The organism is Paraburkholderia domus, from assembly GCF_905220705.1.
Lineage (GTDB): Bacteria > Pseudomonadota > Gammaproteobacteria > Burkholderiales > Burkholderiaceae > Paraburkholderia > Paraburkholderia domus.
The window spans coordinates 140,176-157,672 of the sequence record NZ_CAJNAT010000013.1 but is presented as its reverse complement, the minus strand read 5'-3'; the positions used below and the strand labels follow the sequence as shown (position 1 = coordinate 157,672).

The 17,497-nt window shown below is 63.3% G+C and carries 12 protein-coding genes; 7 read left to right on the top strand and 5 right to left on the bottom strand.

The annotated features are described in order from the left end of the window. The first annotated feature begins 16 nt into the window (after positions 1-16). The 4 genes from KHO31_RS22140 (at position 17) to KHO31_RS22125 (ending at position 5,018) form a co-directional block, all read left to right on the top strand. A complete protein-coding gene (locus KHO31_RS22140) occupies positions 17-1,579 on the top strand; it encodes a DHA2 family efflux MFS transporter permease subunit (RefSeq protein ID WP_201073703.1) in 1,563 nt (520 codons plus the stop codon). A gap of 101 nt (positions 1,580-1,680) precedes the next feature. Beyond that, positions 1,681-2,118, top strand: coding sequence for a MarR family winged helix-turn-helix transcriptional regulator (locus KHO31_RS22135; protein ID WP_201073704.1), 438 nt, complete (start codon positions 1,681-1,683; stop codon positions 2,116-2,118). A 54-nt stretch (positions 2,119-2,172) separates the two neighbouring features. Then, complete coding sequence (locus tag KHO31_RS22130; RefSeq protein WP_201073705.1) at positions 2,173-3,681, top strand: efflux transporter outer membrane subunit; 1,509 nt, start codon at positions 2,173-2,175, stop codon at positions 3,679-3,681. A 35-nt stretch (positions 3,682-3,716) separates the two neighbouring features. Further along, entirely contained in the window at positions 3,717-5,018 is a 1,302-nt protein-coding gene (locus tag KHO31_RS22125) for an HlyD family secretion protein (RefSeq protein ID WP_201073706.1), read from the top strand. Between the two features lie 108 nt (positions 5,019-5,126). Here KHO31_RS22125 and KHO31_RS22120 read toward each other — a convergent pair whose 3' ends face one another. Next, a complete protein-coding gene (locus tag KHO31_RS22120; RefSeq protein ID WP_201073707.1) occupies positions 5,127-7,034 on the bottom strand; it encodes a cytochrome c biogenesis protein DipZ in 1,908 nt (635 codons plus the stop codon). A gap of 206 nt (positions 7,035-7,240) precedes the next feature. Between KHO31_RS22120 and KHO31_RS22115 the strand changes: the two genes are divergently transcribed. From KHO31_RS22115 to KHO31_RS22105, 3 genes are all read left to right on the top strand, one after another. Then, entirely contained in the window at positions 7,241-8,005 is a 765-nt protein-coding gene (locus KHO31_RS22115) for a response regulator transcription factor (RefSeq protein WP_201073708.1), read from the top strand. Beyond that, on the top strand, positions 8,002-9,495 hold the full coding sequence (locus tag KHO31_RS22110; protein WP_211624177.1) for a sensor histidine kinase: 1,494 nt from the start codon (positions 8,002-8,004) through the stop codon (positions 9,493-9,495). Before KHO31_RS22115 ends, KHO31_RS22110 begins: the two co-directional genes overlap by 4 nt. A gap of 333 nt (positions 9,496-9,828) precedes the next feature. Continuing rightward, positions 9,829-12,594, top strand: coding sequence for a UPF0182 family membrane protein (locus tag KHO31_RS22105; RefSeq protein WP_201085272.1), 2,766 nt, complete (start codon positions 9,829-9,831; stop codon positions 12,592-12,594). A 153-nt stretch (positions 12,595-12,747) separates the two neighbouring features. Here the strand turns inward: KHO31_RS22105 and KHO31_RS22100 are convergent, their stop codons facing one another. The 4 genes from KHO31_RS22100 to KHO31_RS22085 all read right to left on the bottom strand — a co-directional run bounded on the left by KHO31_RS22100 (position 12,748) and on the right by KHO31_RS22085 (position 17,468). Further along, a complete protein-coding gene (locus KHO31_RS22100; RefSeq protein ID WP_236071390.1) occupies positions 12,748-14,640 on the bottom strand; it encodes a feruloyl-CoA synthase in 1,893 nt (630 codons plus the stop codon). 97 nt (positions 14,641-14,737) lie between these two features. After that, the gene (locus tag KHO31_RS22095; RefSeq protein ID WP_211624176.1) at positions 14,738-15,658 is read right to left on the bottom strand and encodes a BKACE family enzyme; all 921 of its coding nucleotides are present in this window, start codon (positions 15,656-15,658) and stop codon (positions 14,738-14,740) included. Positions 15,659-15,721: 63 nt separating this feature from the next. Further along, positions 15,722-16,669, bottom strand: a complete 948-nt coding sequence (locus KHO31_RS22090) for a 3-hydroxyacyl-CoA dehydrogenase NAD-binding domain-containing protein (protein WP_407945952.1) — start codon at positions 16,667-16,669, stop codon at positions 15,722-15,724. A 40-nt stretch (positions 16,670-16,709) separates the two neighbouring features. Beyond that, positions 16,710-17,468, bottom strand: a complete 759-nt coding sequence (locus tag KHO31_RS22085) for a crotonase/enoyl-CoA hydratase family protein (RefSeq protein WP_201073716.1) — start codon at positions 17,466-17,468, stop codon at positions 16,710-16,712. Between the last annotated feature and the right edge of the window lie 29 nt (positions 17,469-17,497).

Below are 17,497 nucleotides of genomic sequence, written 5' to 3'. Positions count from 1 at the left end.
ACTCACAGGAAGCAAGATGAACCCGTCGACACAGCCCGGCGCCCCGGCGCCACTGACCGGTGTCAAGTTCGCACTTGGCACGCTCGCCGTGGCACTCGCCACTTTCATGAACGTGCTGGATTCGTCGATCGCCAACGTCGCGATTCCGACCATATCCGGCAACCTGGGCGTCTCCGTTGACGAAGGCACGTGGGTCATCACGCTGTTCGCCGCGGCCAACGCGATATCGATTCCGCTGACCGGGTGGCTCACCCAGCGTGTCGGGCAGGTCAAGCTGTTCGTCTGGGCAATCCTGCTGTTCGTCTTTTCGTCGTGGTTGTGCGGCATGGCCCCCACCCTGCCCGTGCTGCTTGCCGCCCGCATTTTGCAGGGCGCGGTGGCCGGCCCGCTTGTGCCGCTCTCGCAGGCGATGCTGCTCGGCTCATTTCCGAAGGAAAAGAGTTCGAGTGCACTGTCGCTGTGGGCGATGACGGCCACCGTCGGGCCAATTGCGGGACCGGCGTTAGGCGGCTGGATCACCGACAGCTACAGCTGGACGTGGATCTTCTACATCAACATTCCAGTGGGCTTGTTCGCCGCCGGCACGATCTGGGCGATCTACCGCGACCGCGAAACGCCCGCCCGCAAACTGCCAATCGACAAGGTCGGCCTGTTCTCACTGATTGCGTGGGTCGCGTCGCTGCAGATCATGCTCGACAAAGGCAAGGATCTCGACTGGTTCAACTCCCCGGTGATCTGGGCGCTGGGCGTGTTCGCGCTAATCGGTTTCGTGTTCTTCCTGATTTGGGAATTGACTGCAGAAAAGCCGATCGTCAACCTGCGGCTCTTTGCCGGCCGCAATTTCCTGGGCGGCACGGTGGCGATTTCGGTGGCGTATGCGGTGTTCTTTGCGAATCTGGTGATCCTGCCGCAGTGGATTCAGGGCTTTCTCGGCTACCGCTCGGTGGATGCGGGGCTCGTGACCGCGCCGCTCGGCATCTTCGCGGTGATTCTCGCGCCGGTGATGGGTAAGATCATGCCGAAGTCGGATATGCGCGTGCTCGCGACGCTGGCCTTCCTCGGCTTTGCAGGCGTGTTCTTCATGCGCTCGCATTACACGACCAGCGTCGACCCCTATACCCTGGTGCTGCCGACGCTGCTGCAAGGCATTCCCACCGCACTCTTCTTCACACCGCTCACCGCGATCATTTTGTCGGGGCTGTCACCCGACAAGATTCCGGCCGCCGCGGGCCTGTCGAACTTCGTGCGGATCTTCGCCGGCGCAGTCGGGACATCCCTGTTGAGTACCGGCTGGAACAACCGGACGATCCTGCATCATGCGCGACTGACTGAACAGGCGAGCGTGAACAACCCGACCTTTGTCGACGCCATCGCCAATCTGCAGACGACGCTCGGCGCCAGCACGGCCAAAGCCATGGCGTTCTTCGAAACATCGTTAAACGCCCAGGCGTCGATGCTCGGCCTCAACGATATCTTCTGGCTGTCCGGAGTCATCTTTCTTGTGATCATTCCGCTGATCTGGGTGACGAAACCCGGCAAGGGCGCGAACGCGGGCGCTGCCGGTGCCGGCGGGCACTGATCGATGTGCGATAAGAAACCTGTTGCGAAGAATAGCTGCTAAAAATCTTGACAGTATCTGACTATGCAGTTATTGTTTTGATCAACGAACAGGAGAGCGCGATGGAGTACTACACGAAGGAGAATTTCATGCTTACGCAAAGCGTCGGCTTCATGCTGGTCAAAGCGCGCAACATGATCGTGGCGGACATGGACGCAGCCCTCAAGGACCTCGAGATCAGCGGCCAGCAGATGGGCATCCTGCTTTCGCTCACGAGTGGTATCGCCACTACGCCGTTCGAACTGTCGAAGTTGCTTGGCATCGACACCGGGCTCATGACACGCATGCTGGACAAGCTGGAAACGAAGGGTTTACTGGAACGTTCGCGCAGCGTCGACGATCGCCGCGTGGTTAATCTGACGCTGACGGACAAGGGCGAGGAAGTCGCGGCCCAGATCCCGGAAATTGCGCCGCAAGTGCTGAACGAGAACCTGAAGCAGTTCACCAAGGCCGAGTTTGAAGATCTGCGTCGCCTGCTCCGCAAGTTCATCGGCGAATAAGCCGTGCGGAATTGATCCGTATTTTTTTTGCTCAATTATCTGACAGGTCAGAAAATGAATACGCAGTCTTATCAAACCGACAGCGCCTCCCGAGTGATGAAACTGGGCGTATCCGTGATCTTCGCCGCCGTGCTCTCCGCCTGCGCCAACTATGCCGGCATTCATAGCGACAAGCAGATGGCCAAGCCGCAGCAGTACGAAACCACGCAGAGCGTGCCGGCTGAGGACGGTCACTGGCCGGCGGCGAACTGGGCCGACCAGTTCGGCGACGCGCAACTGAAGGCGTTGCTCGCCGAAGCCCTCAAGGGCAGCCCGACGCTCGAGCAGGCCCGTGCCCGCGTGGCCCAGGCCCAGGCGTTCAGCGAAACCGCGAAGGCCAGCACCCTGCCGAGTGTCAACGCGGACTACTCGCTTACCCGTCAGCAGTACAGTGGCACGGCGCTTGTGCCGCAGCCGATTGGCGGCTCCTGGCAGACCGAGAACAAGGGGCTGTTGAGCGCGTCCTACGACCTCGATCTGTGGGGCAAGAACCGCGAAGCGCTCAAGGCGGCCGTGTCGCAGGTGCAGGCAAGCGAGGCCGACGCGGAAGTCGTCAAGCTCACGTTGAATACGTCGATTGCGAGCACCTACAACCAGTTCGCCCGCCTGTATGCGCTGCGCGACATCGCACAGCAGGAAATCGCGCGCCGCGAACAGATCGACCGCATCACGGCGGGTCGCATCGCGACCGGTCTCGATACCGAAGTGGAACGTAAAACCGCGCAGGCGAATCTCGCCACGAGCCGCGCCAATCTCGCGGCCCTCGACGGCCGCATTCTGACCACGCGTTACCAGCTGGCCGCGTTGCTCGGCGAAGGTCCGGATCGCGGTCTGTCGATCGAGCGCCCGACACTCGGCGTGGGCGACGAAGTGCGTTTGCCGGACAACCTGCCAGCGGATCTGGTCAGCCGCCGCCCGGACATCGTCGCGGCCCGCTGGCGCGTCGATGCGCTCACGCACGAGGTGAAGGAAGCCAAGGCCGAGTTCTACCCGGACATCAACCTGAGTGCAGCCATCGGCCTTGACGCGTTCGGTTTCGGCCGGCTCCTGACCGCCGCCAGTCGCACGGCCTCCGCCGGTTCGGCGATCCATCTGCCGATCTTCGATGGCGGTGAATTGCGCGCGCAACTGAAGGGCCGTTACGCCGAATTCGACTATGCAGTGGCCGGCTACAACCAGACGCTGATTACCGCGCTGACCGACGTTGCCACGCAGCTTGGGCAGATCCGTTCGAGCGATGTGCAACTCGTCGATGCACAAGCCGCCCAGGAGGCTGCGCAGAGCGCCGACCAACTGGCGATCACGCAATACAAGGCCGGCCTGACCAACCAGCTGACCGTGCTCAACGCGGACATGAACGCACTGCGTGCCGATCAGGCCGTTGCCGATCTGAAGATGGACCGCCGCGACCAGCAGATTGCGCTCGCCTCGGCACTCGGTGGCGGCTACGTCGACACCTCGGCAGATCAAACCGGTCACGCGGATGCTGCCGCGCAACCCAATTCCGTCGTCGCCGCTCGTTGATACGGCACGTTCGCACACCTGTCAGGAGAACTGAAATGAGCGATACCATCACGTCCGACCGCAAGACGGCGGATACCGAAGCAGTCATCGAAAACACCGGCGGCGCACCGGCCACCCCCGCAGACAACGCGCCGCAAGCGCCCCCGCCTGGCAAGCGCAAGCTGCTGCTCACGCTACTCGGCATGGCCGTGGTGGCGGCAGGCGCGGCGTACAGCGCGTACTACGTGACGTACGGCCGCTATCACCAGTCGACTGACGATGCTTACGTCAGCGGCAATCTGGTGCAATTGACGCCGCAGGTCTCCGGAACAGTGGTGGCGGTCAACGCGGATGACACGCAGATCGTCAAGCAAGGCGCCCCAGTTGTCACGCTCGACGGCGCTGATGCAAAAATCGCACTGCTGAACGCCGAAGCGACGCTCGGCCAGACCGTGCGACAGGTCAGCGGCGTTTACGTGAACAACGACTTCTATGCGGCAACCGTGGCCCAACGCGAGTCAGATCTCGCTCGCGCCAACGACGATCTGCACCGGCGCGAGGCGGTCGCGGGCACAGGTGCGGTTTCTGCCGAAGACATTGCGCACGCGCACGATGCGGTGAACGCGGCCCAGGCCGCGCTTGACGCCGCCCGCCAGCAGGCCGAAGCCAACCACGCGCTGACCGACCGCACGACGATCGCGCAGCATCCGAATGTGCAGGCTGCCGCCTCGAAGGTGCGCGACGCCTATCTGAACTACGCACGCAACACGCTGCCGGCGCCTGTCACCGGTTATGTGGCGCAGCGTTCGGTACAGGTGGGCCAGCGCGTCGCACCCGGTACGCCGTTGATGGCCATCGTGCCGCTCAATGGCGTGTGGGTGGACGCGAACTTCAAGGAAGGCCAGCTCAGGCATATGCGCATCGGTCAGCCGGTCGAGCTGACGGCGGACGTGTACGGCGGCAGCGTCAAATATCACGGCCGGGTGGTCGGTTTCTCCGCAGGTACGGGCAGTGCCTTCGCTCTGCTGCCGGCGCAGAACGCCACGGGCAACTGGATCAAGATCGTCCAGCGTCTGCCGGTGCGCGTCCAGCTCGACCAGCGCGAACTCGAAGCGCATCCGTTGCGTATCGGCCTGTCGATGCAAGTCGATGTCAACACGCACGACGATTCCGGCACACAGCTCGGCGCAGCAATCAACACGGCCTATCACACCGACGTGTTTGAGCAATACGGGGCGCAGGCCGATGCCGAGATCGCAAAGATCATTGGCGACAACGAGGTGGTGTCGCACGCGAGCGCCGCAAAATCGTCAGCCAGAAGCGTTGCGACGCGCGAACAGGCGCGCAACGCGGGCTGACACGGTATCGGACTGTGCGATCAGGATGCCGAAATGGCGAATCCCACGCTCCGTGGCCCGGGCCCCGCCGTTCGGTGGTGTGCCGCCATGGTATCGGGCTGACGCGGATTAACCGAATGTAAATGCATACGCCTGCACGCCGGGATCCAGAAACTCGATCGAGAACGTGTGATCGGCGACATCGCCGGTCTGCCGCACGAGCTGGTAAAGACGCTGTTCGGTCACGGTGCCGCTGCCGTCGGCGGCGACATCGGTACCGTGCGCAGCGCCCGGTGCGGCGCCATCCACGCTTACGCGAAAGCGAACCGGCTTGCCGTCCTTGTCCGGACCCAGCACGAGGTGCAGATCGCGTGCATGAAAGCGGTAGACGATGCGGCCGGACGCAGCCGCGAGCGTCGCATGTTCGGCGCCCACCTTCCATGTGCCCGCCAGCCCCCAATCGTTGACGTCGGGTTGTGACGGCGCCGAATAGGTGTGCGCCTTGTCCTGCACCTCACCGCCGGGCGACGCAAAATTCTCCGCGCGCTCGTAGCCGATATAAGTTTCCGGCGACTGCATATCGGCGTTGTCAGCCGCTGCCTGCACGCCTTGCGCGCTCGTCCCGGCAATGCCGAGCGCAACCTTCGATGCACCCGCATGCCCCGCTTCAGCCAACAACTGCTGAATCACTTTCTCGGACTCCGCATAGTCGCCTTCGCCGAAATGGTGATAGCGAATCTGCCCTTTCGCATCGACGAAATAGTGCGCCGGCCAGTACTGATTGTTCAGCGCGCGCCAGATCGCGTAGTTGTTGTCGATGGCGACGGGATAGTCGACGCCGAGATCGTGAACGGCCTTCTTGACGTTGTCGACATTGCGCTCGAACGCGAATTCCGGCGCGTGCACGCCAATCACGACCAGGCCCTGATCCTTATATTTCTGCGCCCATGCTTTGACGTACGGGAGCGAACGCAGGCAGTTGATGCACGAGTACGTCCAGAAGTCGACCAGAACGACCTTGCCGCGCAAGTCCTGAACCGTCAGCGGCGGTGAATTCAGCCATTGGACAGCGCCGTTCAGCGTCGGCAACACGCCTTCGACGGGCAACGGGGCCGCGCCGCCCGGCGTGCCTTGTGCGGTGCGCATCATCGCGCCGGAGTCGACGGAGGCGCTTGCATCGGCGATGGGGTTGGCCGTCATCACGGCATCATTGCCTGCTGCATGGGGCGATGCATTGGCCACCTCGTTGACCGCCTCGTTGGTCGCCGCGTTGGTCGCGCCACCTGCTGCCACCGGATTGGCCGGCATCGCACCAGGTGAAAGCTTGTCCACCAGTTTCTGTTCGAGGCCACCCGTGGCGATGGTCGAGACACGCGCCAGCACGCCCGTGTCGAGCCCGAGCGAAATCGCCACCACGCCGCATAGCATCGCCGCACCGATCCCGCGGCGGATCCATTCGCCGGCACCCAGGGAGCGCTTCATCGCCGTGAACACGCGCCCGCCGATCAGCAACGCCACCGCAAGCGACGTCGCAGCACCGGCCGCATAAGCCACCAGCAACAGCGTAGTGCCGACGCTGGCGCCCCGCAGTGCCGCACCGGTCAGCACCAGCCCGAGAATCGGACCGGCGCACGGTGCCCACAGCAGGCCGGTCGCGATACCCAGCAGGAATGACGAGCCAGCACGAACCTGTTGACCGTCTGCCTGTGCGAAGTTCGACAGGCGATTGCCCGCGCTCACCAGCGGGCGCATCAAATGATCGGCGAAGCGCGGCAGGAGCAGCGTCAGTCCGAAGACGGCAAGCAAGGCGATTGCGAGCCAGCGGCCATACTGGTTAGCCTGGGTGACCCAGCCGCCACCGACCGCGGCAAGGGTCGCGACGATGGCGAAGGTCAGCGCCATGCCCGCGAGCAAAGGCAAGCCACTGCGCACGAACGGCTGATCGGCGCGCGCGAAAACGAACGGCAGCACCGGGAGGATGCATGGACTGAGAATCGTGAGGGCGCCACCGAGATAGGCGAGAACGATAAGTAGCATGTCGGTTCCGGGCGTGGGTGCCAGTTGTTGATGAAAGTGGCCACATCCTAGAGCGCGGGGGGTATCGAAGTCCTCACGAAAAGTTAAATTAAATGTGATAACTCGCGGCCCGAAAATTTTGCACAATGGCGCAACGTGCCGGCTTTTGCTGGAGCCACTTTTCCCAACGCCGTGAACCACGCCCTCACCCGCGTCTAAAGCCCTCCATGGACCACCCGAAGCGCATTCTGATCCTCGAAGACGACGTCGACATCGCCCACGTGCTGAGCCTCCATCTGCGCGACGAGCGCTACGAAGTCGTGCACAGCGCCGACGGCGACGAAGGGCTGCGCCTGCTGGAGCAAGGCGGCTGGGACGCGCTGATCCTCGACCTGATGCTGCCCGGTGTCGACGGTCTGGAAATCTGCCGGCGCGCCCGCGCGATGACACGCTACACACCCATCATCATCACCAGCGCGCGTTCAAGCGAAGTCCACCGGATTCTCGGTCTCGAACTCGGCGCCGACGACTACCTGGCCAAGCCGTTCTCCGTCCTAGAACTGGTGGCGCGCGTCAAGGCGTTGCTGCGGCGCGTCGAAGCCATGGCGAAAGACTCGCGCATCGACGCGGGCAGTCTGCAGATCGCCGGCCTGACGATCGATCCGCTGACGCGCGAGGCCAGCGTCGACGGCAAGGCCATCGAGCTGACGCCGCGTGAGTTCGACCTGCTGTATTTCTTCGCGCAGCATCCCGGCAAAGTGTTCTCGCGGATGGACCTGCTCAATGCCGTGTGGGGCTATCAGCACGAAGGCTACGAACACACCGTCAACACCCACATCAACCGGCTGCGCGCGAAGATCGAAGCCGATCCCGCCCAACCCGAACGTATCCTGACGGTCTGGGGGCGCGGCTACAAGCTGGCTGTTCCGGGTGTTCCAGGTATTCCAGGCGACGGGCCCGCGCCCGCCGGCGCACACAAGGACGCGCCGTGAATCTGACACTGACCCAGCGACTCTCGCTCGTTTTCTCCGCGCTGTTGCTGGCATGCTGCGGCGCGTCCGCGTGGCTGCAGATCCGTTCGAGCGACCTGCATGAAAAGGAAGTCGTGCAAAGCCTGTCGCGCGACGTCGCCAACCATATTGCGCACCGCACTACCCTGATGGATGCGAACGGCCTGCGGCCCGACGCGGTGCGTCAGCTATTCGGCCAGTTGATGTTGGTGAATCCGAGTGTCGAGGTGTACCTGCTCGACAACCAGGGGCGCATCAAGGGCGACGACGCGCCTGAGGGCCACGTCAAGCGCGAGCAGGTGGATCTCGCGCCCATCCGGCAATTCATCGCCGGCGATGCATTGCCGATCCTCGGCGACGACCCCCGCAGCCTCGACGGAAAAAAGGTCTTCAGCGCCGCACCGCTGCAGCTGAGCGGCCAGCAACCCTCCGGCTATATCTATGTCGTCCTGCTCGGCGAGGCGCACGACGCGCTCGCCGCGCGCGTGGCCGCCAGCTCTGTCCTGCGCACCACGCTGTGGTCGATGGCGCTGGTCGCGCTGTTCGGTTTGCTCGCGGGTTTGACGGCCTTCGGCCTGATCACGCGGCCACTGCGCCGGCTGACCGACGCTATGCGCCGTTTCGATGCTAACGGCGAGCCCGACACCCAGCCGGTCGTGCCGCACTCGGCACCGGCCGGACAGCGCGACGAAATCGCCGTGCTCGAAACCGCGTTCGCGCAGATGGCGAACCGCATTGGCGACCAGTGGCGTGCGCTGTCGAGACAGGACCAGCAACGGCGTGAACTGATCGCCAATATCTCGCACGACCTGCGCACACCGCTCACCTCGCTGCATGGCTACCTGGAGACGCTGTCGCTCAAGGCCGACACACTCGGCGAAACAGAGCGCAAACGCTATCTGGCGATTGCGCTCGCGCAAAGCGTCAAGGTCGGGCGGCTCGCGCAGGCGCTATTCGAACTGGCCCGGCTCGAACATGGCAACGTGCAACCGGCGCTCGAACAATTCTCGCTGGTCGATCTGGTCCAGGATGTCTTCCAGAAATTCGAGTTGCCGGCCGAGGCGCGGCACATTCAGCTGCGAGCCAGCATTCCTCCGCGCCTGCCGACCGTCTGCGCCGATCTCGGCATGATCGAGCGCGTGCTGACGAATCTGCTCGACAACGCGATTCGCCACACACCCGCCGACGGGGAGATCGACGTCGATCTCGCGCATAAGGACGGCAAGGTATCGATTACGGTCAGCGACACCGGTCCGGGCATTCCAGCAGAGCAGCGCGAAGGCCTGTTCGAACGCCCGTTCAGCTCAGGTGGCGCACATCGCGGCGGCGGGCTCGGATTGCTGATCGTGCAGCGCATGCTGCAATTGCATCACAGTCAGATACGCATCATCGCGCGCGCCGGACCCGGCACGACGTTCTGCTTCGAGCTGCCGACGACGGGCAAGCCGGCTGTCGCCGGCATTCCGTCCTGACTCATCCACGTCGCGCGTGAGTTGAGTTCGACTATTCGCTGAGCAAGCGTACCGCGGCGATCGGGCGATGGAGGGCGCGCCGCGTTCACTGCGCAGCGATTGCCGGCGTTCTCTCGAGATCCTCGCATGCGCGTCTTTGTCACCGGACCGGGCGAGCGTACGCCCCCTGCCTCACCGGACTACAATTATCTATGGCCCTTAATCATGCGTTGCCTGCACACCCGCTTCGACGGGCGCATTGACATACCGGTCAGCCAGGTTCACGACGGATCAGCGGTGTAAGCAGACCCGATCGCAGCCTGCCACGAGTGGCGTCCTGGCAAAGGAGGCGCGATGCGTTTGCAACCAGGCTCTCGCGTGCCGTTCAGACGCACTGCAATCACGGTTGCGGTCGTCGTGGGCGGCCTCATCGCCGCCGGGCGCATTACCGGCGTCGTGGTCGACTGGCTGTGGTTTGCTTCAATTGGTTATGTCGACGTTTTCTGGACGGTCGTCTCCTCCAAGGCGCTGCTCTTTACCGCCGTTTTAGTAGCGTCGGCGAGCGTAATAGCCGCATCGGGGTTCCTTGCGCATCTTTACGCGAGGCGTCCCGGTAGCTGGCAAGTGGAAACGGCCCGTCTGTCAGGTACACCTGAGTTCATCAGCGAACTGGCGGACCAGCTCGCACCGCGCATTCCCTGGCGCGCCAGCATTGCCGGCAGCGCTATCGCCCTGGGGCTGATGCTCGCCACCGGCGAAATCTCCAACTGGGACCTGGTGCTGCGCTTCCTGCATCAGGTGCCCTATGGCGAGCGCGATCCTGTCTTCGGCCAGGACATCAGCTTCTATCTGTTCTCGCTGCCCACCTATATTGCGTTCAAGAACTGGCTGCTGCAGGTGCTCTTTTGCAGTGCGATCGTTGCAGGCGCGGTCTATGGGGTACGCGGCGACATCACGTTCGAGCGGCCGCCGCGCGGACTCTCAGCCGCGGCCACCGCGCACGGTTCAGCGCTGCTCGGTATGTTCTTCGTCCTGAAGGCTGGGTCCTACGCACTCGACCGCTTTTTGCTGCTCTACGGCGATAACGGCGTCGTGGTCGGCGCCGGCTATACCGACCTCCACGTCGAGCTCCCGGTCTTGTGGGTGCTCATCGTCCTTGCCATCGCCGCAGCCGTCGCGTCGTGGATCAATATGCGCCGGCGCGACTATCGAATTCCTGCCGCTTCGGTGTTGCTGGTGTTCGGCACCTCGTTCGTGTTCGCCCTGATCTACCCGGCACTGTTCCAGCGCCTCTATGTCAAGCCGAGCGAGCTGCAACTGGAGATGCCCTATATCAAGCACAACATCGCGCTCACGCGAATGGCCTACGGCCTCACCCAGATCGCGGTAAAGCCGTTTCCGGCCGAGCAGGAATTGAATCTCACCTCGCTCGCGGCCAATCGCGCGACCATCGACAACATTCGCCTGTGGGATGTGCAGCCGCTGATGGATACCTACGCGCAGTTGCAGGAGATCAGGACTTACTACAAATTTCTCTCCGTCGACATCGACCGCTACCGGCTCGACGCCGGTTACCGGCAGGTGATGCTGTCGGCCCGCGAACTGGCGCCGTCGATGCTTCCCGCGAACGCCCAGACCTGGGTGAACCTGCACCTTCTGTTCACACACGGCAACGGCGTCGTGATGTCGCCGGTCACCGAAAAATCGACGGAAGGTTTGCCCTCCTTCTATCTGCAGGATATTCCGCCCGTCACCCACGGCGGGCCGGCCATTCGCGAGCCGCGTTTGTATTTCGGCGAGGGGGGTGAAGGTGATGAAGGCTACGTCATCGTAAAAGGCAGCGTCGCCGAATTCGACTACCCCAAGGGCAAGGACAACGTTTACACCACCTACAGCGGGCGCGATGGTATTGCCATCGACAGCACCGCGCGCCGCAGCCTCTTCGCCTGGCAGTTCGACGATCCGAACATCCTGCTAACCGACTACATCACGAACACCAGCCGCATCCTGCTGCACCGTAACGTTCAGGACCGGGTACGTACGATCGCGCCGTTCCTCAGCCTCGACCATGATCCCTATCTCGTCGTAAGCAACGGGCGCCTTTTCTGGATGCAGGACGCCTATACGACAAGCCGCTGGTTCCCCTACGCCCAGCCGGGTTTCGGCGACGGCGCCAACTACATCCGTAACGCAGTCAAGGTGGTGATCGACGCGTATAACGGCACGGTCGATTTCTATATCAGCGATCCCGCCGATCCGATCCTGCGGACTTACCAGCGCATCTTCCCCGGTCTGTTCAAGCCTCTCGCGGCGATGCCGCAAGACCTGCAGCAACATATCCGCTACCCCGAAGACCTGTTCCAGATTCAGGCGCAACTTTATCGGGCTTACCACATGGACGCGGCAGAGGTCTTCTACAACCGCGAGGATCTCTGGCAGTTCCCGCGAGAATTGATTGGCATTGATGGTGGGAATAGTCCCGGCACACCGATGACGCCCTACTACATGATCATGCGGCTGCCCGAGGAACCGCACGAGGAGTTCGTCCTGATCCTGCCGATGGTGCCCAGCCAGCGCGACAATATGATTGCCTGGCTCGCGGCGCGTTGCGATCCACCCAACTACGGCAAGCTTATCGTCTACGCGTTCCCGAAGGACAAGCTCGTCTATGGGCCATTCCAGATCGAGGCCCGCATCCAGCAGAACACCGAGATTTCGCAGCAGATTTCGCTGTGGAACCAGATGGGTTCGCGCGTGATTCGCGGCCATCTTCTCGTCGTGCCGATTGAAAACTCCATCCTCTACGTCTCTCCGCTCTACTTGCGCGCGGAGTCGGGTCAGTTACCGGAGTTGAAGCGAGTCATCGCGGCGTATGGGGATCGGGTAGTGATGGAAGCAACCCTGGGCGAAGCGCTGGCTGCGCTCTTCAAGGAAAGTGCCCCGCTCGCATCGCCGCCGCAGGGCACGGCGGACGCGCGTGCCCGCGACGCGCTCGCACATTACAACCGTGCGATCGAGCGATTGAAGGCGGGAGACTGGAGTGGTTTCGGCGCGGAACTGGATGCCTTGCGGCCACTGCTCGAGGCGCTTGGCGGTGGTCGTTCGCAGGGTCAAAAGTGACTACGGCGTTACCGTCACCTGCGCTCGCACCTAAAGTGACGCTGGACCCGAGCGACGGCAAGAACACGGCCGTGCCTGCGGCGCCCGTCGGTCACGTTTGTCGCTCGCGTGCGCGCGCACGCGTGACTCAGTGCAAACCGGCTCGGGATCAACTCACTCCATGACGATCACCGAGTCGTCCGCGGAAAAGAGCCGTTGCACCTCCTCCTCGCGCAGGTTCAAAACCGCCCGTTGATTGACATAGCCCTTGTCGGTGATCTCACCCGCTTCGAGCGACGGCGCCTTTGACAAAATCACCGCGCGCGCCGCGCGTTGCGACGCGCCGGCATCGCGGGCGAGGCCGCGCAGCCCCCGGCACACGGCCCGGCGAACCGCCTCGTGACGGCCCAGTTCGATGCCCGTCGTCGCGGCATCGAGCTCCGGTGCAAGCGCGCGCAACGCCGCGGTCGGGAAAATCAGCAAGCCGATCTCAGCGCGATCATGACCGGCGACCACGACGTCGAGCGCGAACGGCGCGAGTGCATCCACCGCGTTGAGCCGTAGCGTGCCGACCGATACCCACGTGCCGCTCGACAACTTGAAGTCTTCAGCGACACGTCCGTCGAACAACACGCCCGCATTCGGATCGGCGGGGTCGCACAGCTTACCGGCATCGCCGATCCGATAAAAACCCTCCTCGTCAAAGGCCGCGGCGCTCGCGTCCGGGTCGTTCAGATAACCTGGGAAGACCGACGGTCCCCGCACCCGCATTTCGAACTTGCCGCCGCTCGGGACGAACTTCAGCTCCGTGCCCGGCGCCGGGACGCCGATATTGCCGGCTATGTCGTGCCGGAAATGCACACTGGTGACGAGCGGCGCAGTCTCCGTCGCGCCCCACGCGGACGCGAAGAAAACCGGCACGTCATCGGCGCGGCGATGACGTGCCGCCACGCGTTCGAAGCGTTCACGCAACTGTGGCGGCAAGCTCGCCGCCGCATAAAACAGCACCTGCAAACGGGAGAAAAAGCGCTCAGCAAATACGTCGTCGTTTTCCAGAAACGGCGCAAGCGCATCGAACCCACGTGGTACGTTGAAATGGAGCGTCGGCGCAACGTCGCGCAGATTGTCGACGCTGCGTTCGATCAGACCGGGCGCCGGCCGGCCGTCGTCGACGTACAGCGTGCCGCCATGCCGCAAGACCAGGTTGAAGTTGTGATTGGCGCCGAACGTATGACTCCACGGCAACCAGTCGACGACAACCGGCGGGGTTTGATCGACGAACGTCCAGCACTGCGCGATCATCTGCTGATTCGCGCTGAGCATGCCGTGCGTATTGACGACGAGCTTGGGACTGCCCGTCGAACCCGAGGTCAGCAGCAGCTTCGCGATATCGCCCGGTGCAATGCGTGCATGCGCGGCGCTCACCGCGTCGGTCGCCGCGCACGACGTTAACGTATCGAACCCCAGCCAGCCCGGCCGCGGCGCGTGCGTCGCGACGACCGGACAGCTCAGCGGCGCGGCGGCAAGCGACGGGCCGTAGATGTCGCCGTCCTCGACATAGACCATGGCCGGATCGAGCTGCCGCAAAATGCGGTGCAGCTTCGACGAATCCTTCGCGATTCGCGCATAGGCCGACGACACCGTCGCAGCGGGTCGTCCGACATACATCGACGCGAGCGTCATCAACGCATGGTTGACGCTGTTATCGGACAGCACCGTTACCGGCCGATGCGGCGCGGCGTCGAGATCGAGCAGCGTCTGGCCAATCGAGCGCACGCTGCGCAGCGCCTCGGCATAGCTCACCATGCGCCAGCGCGCGACACCACCGACGCGAATCCGTTCGGCCAGAAACGGCGTAGCGGGTGTGAGCGCCGCCCAATGCTCAAGCCAGTCGACGACGCTGCGTCCATACGGCGCCAGCTTCGTGCGCGAGCGCAGCACGAAGCCGCCGTCCGCCCGCGTTTCCCGCACGATGTCCGGTTGCGCGAGCGGCAAACCAGCGTCACGGCCGTGGCGCACATGGCCCGCGAGCATCGCATCGGTCCATCCCGTCAGTTCAGGACCCATTGCCCACCTCCGACGACGACAAGCACGCCACTCGCGCCAATCCCCGATGTGAATGCAACATCGTTTGCCTCCTGATTGTTGTGATCAGCAGCTAGCGTCAACGCATCGCGAAGTCGGGCCGTGGGCCGTTCTTGCGCGGCAAGCCCATGATCTCGCGCGCTTCTGCGGGCGTTGCCGGTTCGTAGCCCATCTCCCGCACAAGGCGCACGATGCGCTCGGTCAGTTGTACGTTGGTCGCGAGTTCGCCGGGGCCGTAGTACAGGTTGTCCTCAAGCCCCACGCGCACGTGGCCGCCGAGCAGCAGCGAATTCATCGCCGACGGCAACTGCGCCGGCCCAATGCCGCTCACGCAGAAGATGCTGCCCTTCGGCAGAAGATCGACCATTGATTGCAGCACGCGCGGCGTGTAGGGCATCGCGTTCTGAAAGCCACGATGCGCGCCGAGCACGAGGTTGATAAAGAACGGTTCGTCGTCGAAACCGGCTGCGGTCAACGCGGCAACGTCCTGCACGATATGGGTCGGGCTGAACACCTCCCACTCCGGCTTGATGCCGCGCTTTTTCATTTCCTGCGCGAGATGCATCGAACGCTGCGGCGACATGTGCATCAACACCTCCTTGTCGTCGAAACTGGCGATGATCGTCGTCGCGTCCAGCGTGCACATTTCGGCGCCGCCATCCAGGCCTTTCAGCCGTTCTTCCCAGAGGATTTCCCAGTAGCCGTTCGGCGCGCGCCCGATCATTTCGCCGTGCACGCCGCCACCCGTCGAGTTGTTGATCACGATGTCGCACTTCGCGCGGATTCGCGTATTGATGTCGCGATAGATCGCCGGGTCGCAGGTCGCGCCGTCGTCCGGCAAACGGGCGTGCACCGCGACGACGCTTGCGCCGGCGTTGTAGCAGTCGTACACGTCACCGGCAATTTCAGCGGGCTGCGTCGGCAGGTTGGGGTTCTGTCTTTTGCTGGCCATGCCGCCGGTGGGGGCGATGGTCACGATGACTTTCGGCTTGCCGCTCATGCTTGTCTCCGTCAATTTTATGTTTCGTGCAATTCGTGGATAACCCGGCGTGACGGCCATCGCCTATGGGATCGATGTCGACGCCGCCTTGAGACGCAGCATGTCGAGAATCATCGCGTCACGCTGCGCCGCGATCTGGTCAGCACCGCGGCCGGCAAGCTCTGCGCCGATGCCGTCGATAACCTGTTGTTTCAGGCTGGGCGTAAGCGCCGGTGTGCCGAGATCAGCCCACCAGCTTTCGATGGGACCGCCAAGATGCTCGAGCAAATGCTCCATGCCGCCCTCACCGCCTGACAGGTGCAGGTTCGCGAATGGCCCCATCACGGCCCAGCGCAGGCCCGGGCCGTACGCGATCGCAGCGTCGATATCGCTCACGCTCGCCGCGCCGATCGACACCAGATGAAACGCTTCACGCCACAACGCCGCCTGCAGCCGGTTGGCGATATGGCCTTTGATTTCCTTGCGCGGATTGATCGGCCGTTTGCCGATCGCGCGATAAAAATCCATCGCGCACTGGATTGCGTCCGGCGACGTACGCTCTCCGCCGATCACTTCGACAAGCGGAATCAGATGCGGCGGATTGAACGGATGTCCCAACACCACGCGCTGCGGATAACGGCACGCCGTTTGCACGTCGCTCATCAGGAGACCGGAAGAACTCGATGCGATGAGCACGTTTTCGGCAAGCGCCGCATCGATACGGGTGAACAATGCCCGCTTCAGATCGATGCGTTCTGGGCCGCTTTCCTGGACGAATTGCACGCCTTCGAGTGCGGCCTCGAGCGACTCGTGGAAGGTGAGTTTGTCCTGCGAAGCACCTTCAGCGAGACCGCTTTTGACAAGCGTCGGCCAATGCAGCGCGATCGCTTGCGCAAGGCGCTCACGCGCACCGGGCGCGGGGTCTGTTGCGCTGACCTCGAGACCGCGAGCAAGAAAATACGCCGCCCAGCTCGCGCCGATCACGCCCGTGCCGACCACGCCAACACGGCGAATGATGGGATTTGCAATCACAACCTGTCTCCTGTGTCTTGAGGGGCAGCGTGGCTCGCCACTAGCTGCGGCTACCGTTCAGAAACGCTTCCATCCGTTCACGCGCGTCGTGGCTGCTTTGCGTCACTGCCGCAGTCAGCGCTTCGGTGAACAGGCCGTCACTCATCGACATGTCGTGAATACGCGGCACCGCATTGATTGCCGCCCAATTCGACAGCGACGAGTTGCCCGCCACCTGTTCGGCCAGTTGCGCGGCCATCTGCCGGCCGTGACCCGCATCGGCCAGGTAGTGCGCGAGGCCCAGACGATGACCGTCTTCGGCGCTATAGCGGCGGCCGGTCAACATCATCTCCGTCATGCGGTCCGGGCCGATCACGCGCGCGACACGCACTGACGCGCCGCCACCGACGAAGATCCCGCGCTGCGCCTCCGGCAACTGGAAGAACGCCCCCACTTCGACGATGCGGACGTGGGCCGCCAGCGCCAACTCGAGCCCGCCACCGATCACGGCGCCCTGCAACACCGCGACGACCGGTTTGTTCGAGAACTGGATGCGATGAAACACCTGATGCCAGCGTTGCGAGGTACGCAAGATATCGACGGGGGCACGAACGCTGTTTTCGGCCAGATCCAGGCCCGCGCAAAAATGCTCGCCCGCGGCAGACAACACCACCGCGCGGACGTCATCGCCAAAGCTTGCGAAAGCCGCATCGAGGGCGTCGATCAGCGCTTCGTTGAGCGCGTTGCGCTTTGCGGGCCGGTTCAGTTCCACATGGGCCACCGCGCCGTTTAACTGCACATTCAGTAATCGGTCAGTCATTCTTCCACCAGGGTCGCTCGATGAGAGAT

Excerpts from the sequence above, each read along its gene's own strand:
- KHO31_RS22130 (WP_201073705.1), top strand. The coding sequence starts at position 2,173 with ATGAATACGCAGTCTTATCAAACCGACAGCGCCTCCCGAGTGATGAAA.
- KHO31_RS22135 (WP_201073704.1), top strand. The coding sequence starts at position 1,681 with ATGGAGTACTACACGAAGGAGAATTTCATGCTTACGCAAAGCGTCGGC.
- KHO31_RS22125 (WP_201073706.1), top strand. The coding sequence starts at position 3,717 with ATGAGCGATACCATCACGTCCGACCGCAAGACGGCGGATACCGAAGCA.
- KHO31_RS22095 (WP_211624176.1), bottom strand. The coding sequence starts at position 15,658 with ATGAGCGGCAAGCCGAAAGTCATCGTGACCATCGCCCCCACCGGCGGC.
- KHO31_RS22120 (WP_201073707.1), bottom strand. The coding sequence starts at position 7,034 with ATGCTACTTATCGTTCTCGCCTATCTCGGTGGCGCCCTCACGATTCTC.
- KHO31_RS22115 (WP_201073708.1), top strand. The coding sequence starts at position 7,241 with ATGGACCACCCGAAGCGCATTCTGATCCTCGAAGACGACGTCGACATC.
- KHO31_RS22085 (WP_201073716.1), bottom strand. The coding sequence starts at position 17,468 with ATGACTGACCGATTACTGAATGTGCAGTTAAACGGCGCGGTGGCCCAT.
- KHO31_RS22100 (WP_236071390.1), bottom strand. The coding sequence starts at position 14,640 with ATGGGTCCTGAACTGACGGGATGGACCGATGCGATGCTCGCGGGCCAT.
- KHO31_RS22105 (WP_201085272.1), top strand. The coding sequence starts at position 9,829 with ATGCGTTTGCAACCAGGCTCTCGCGTGCCGTTCAGACGCACTGCAATC.
- KHO31_RS22140 (WP_201073703.1), top strand. The coding sequence starts at position 17 with ATGAACCCGTCGACACAGCCCGGCGCCCCGGCGCCACTGACCGGTGTC.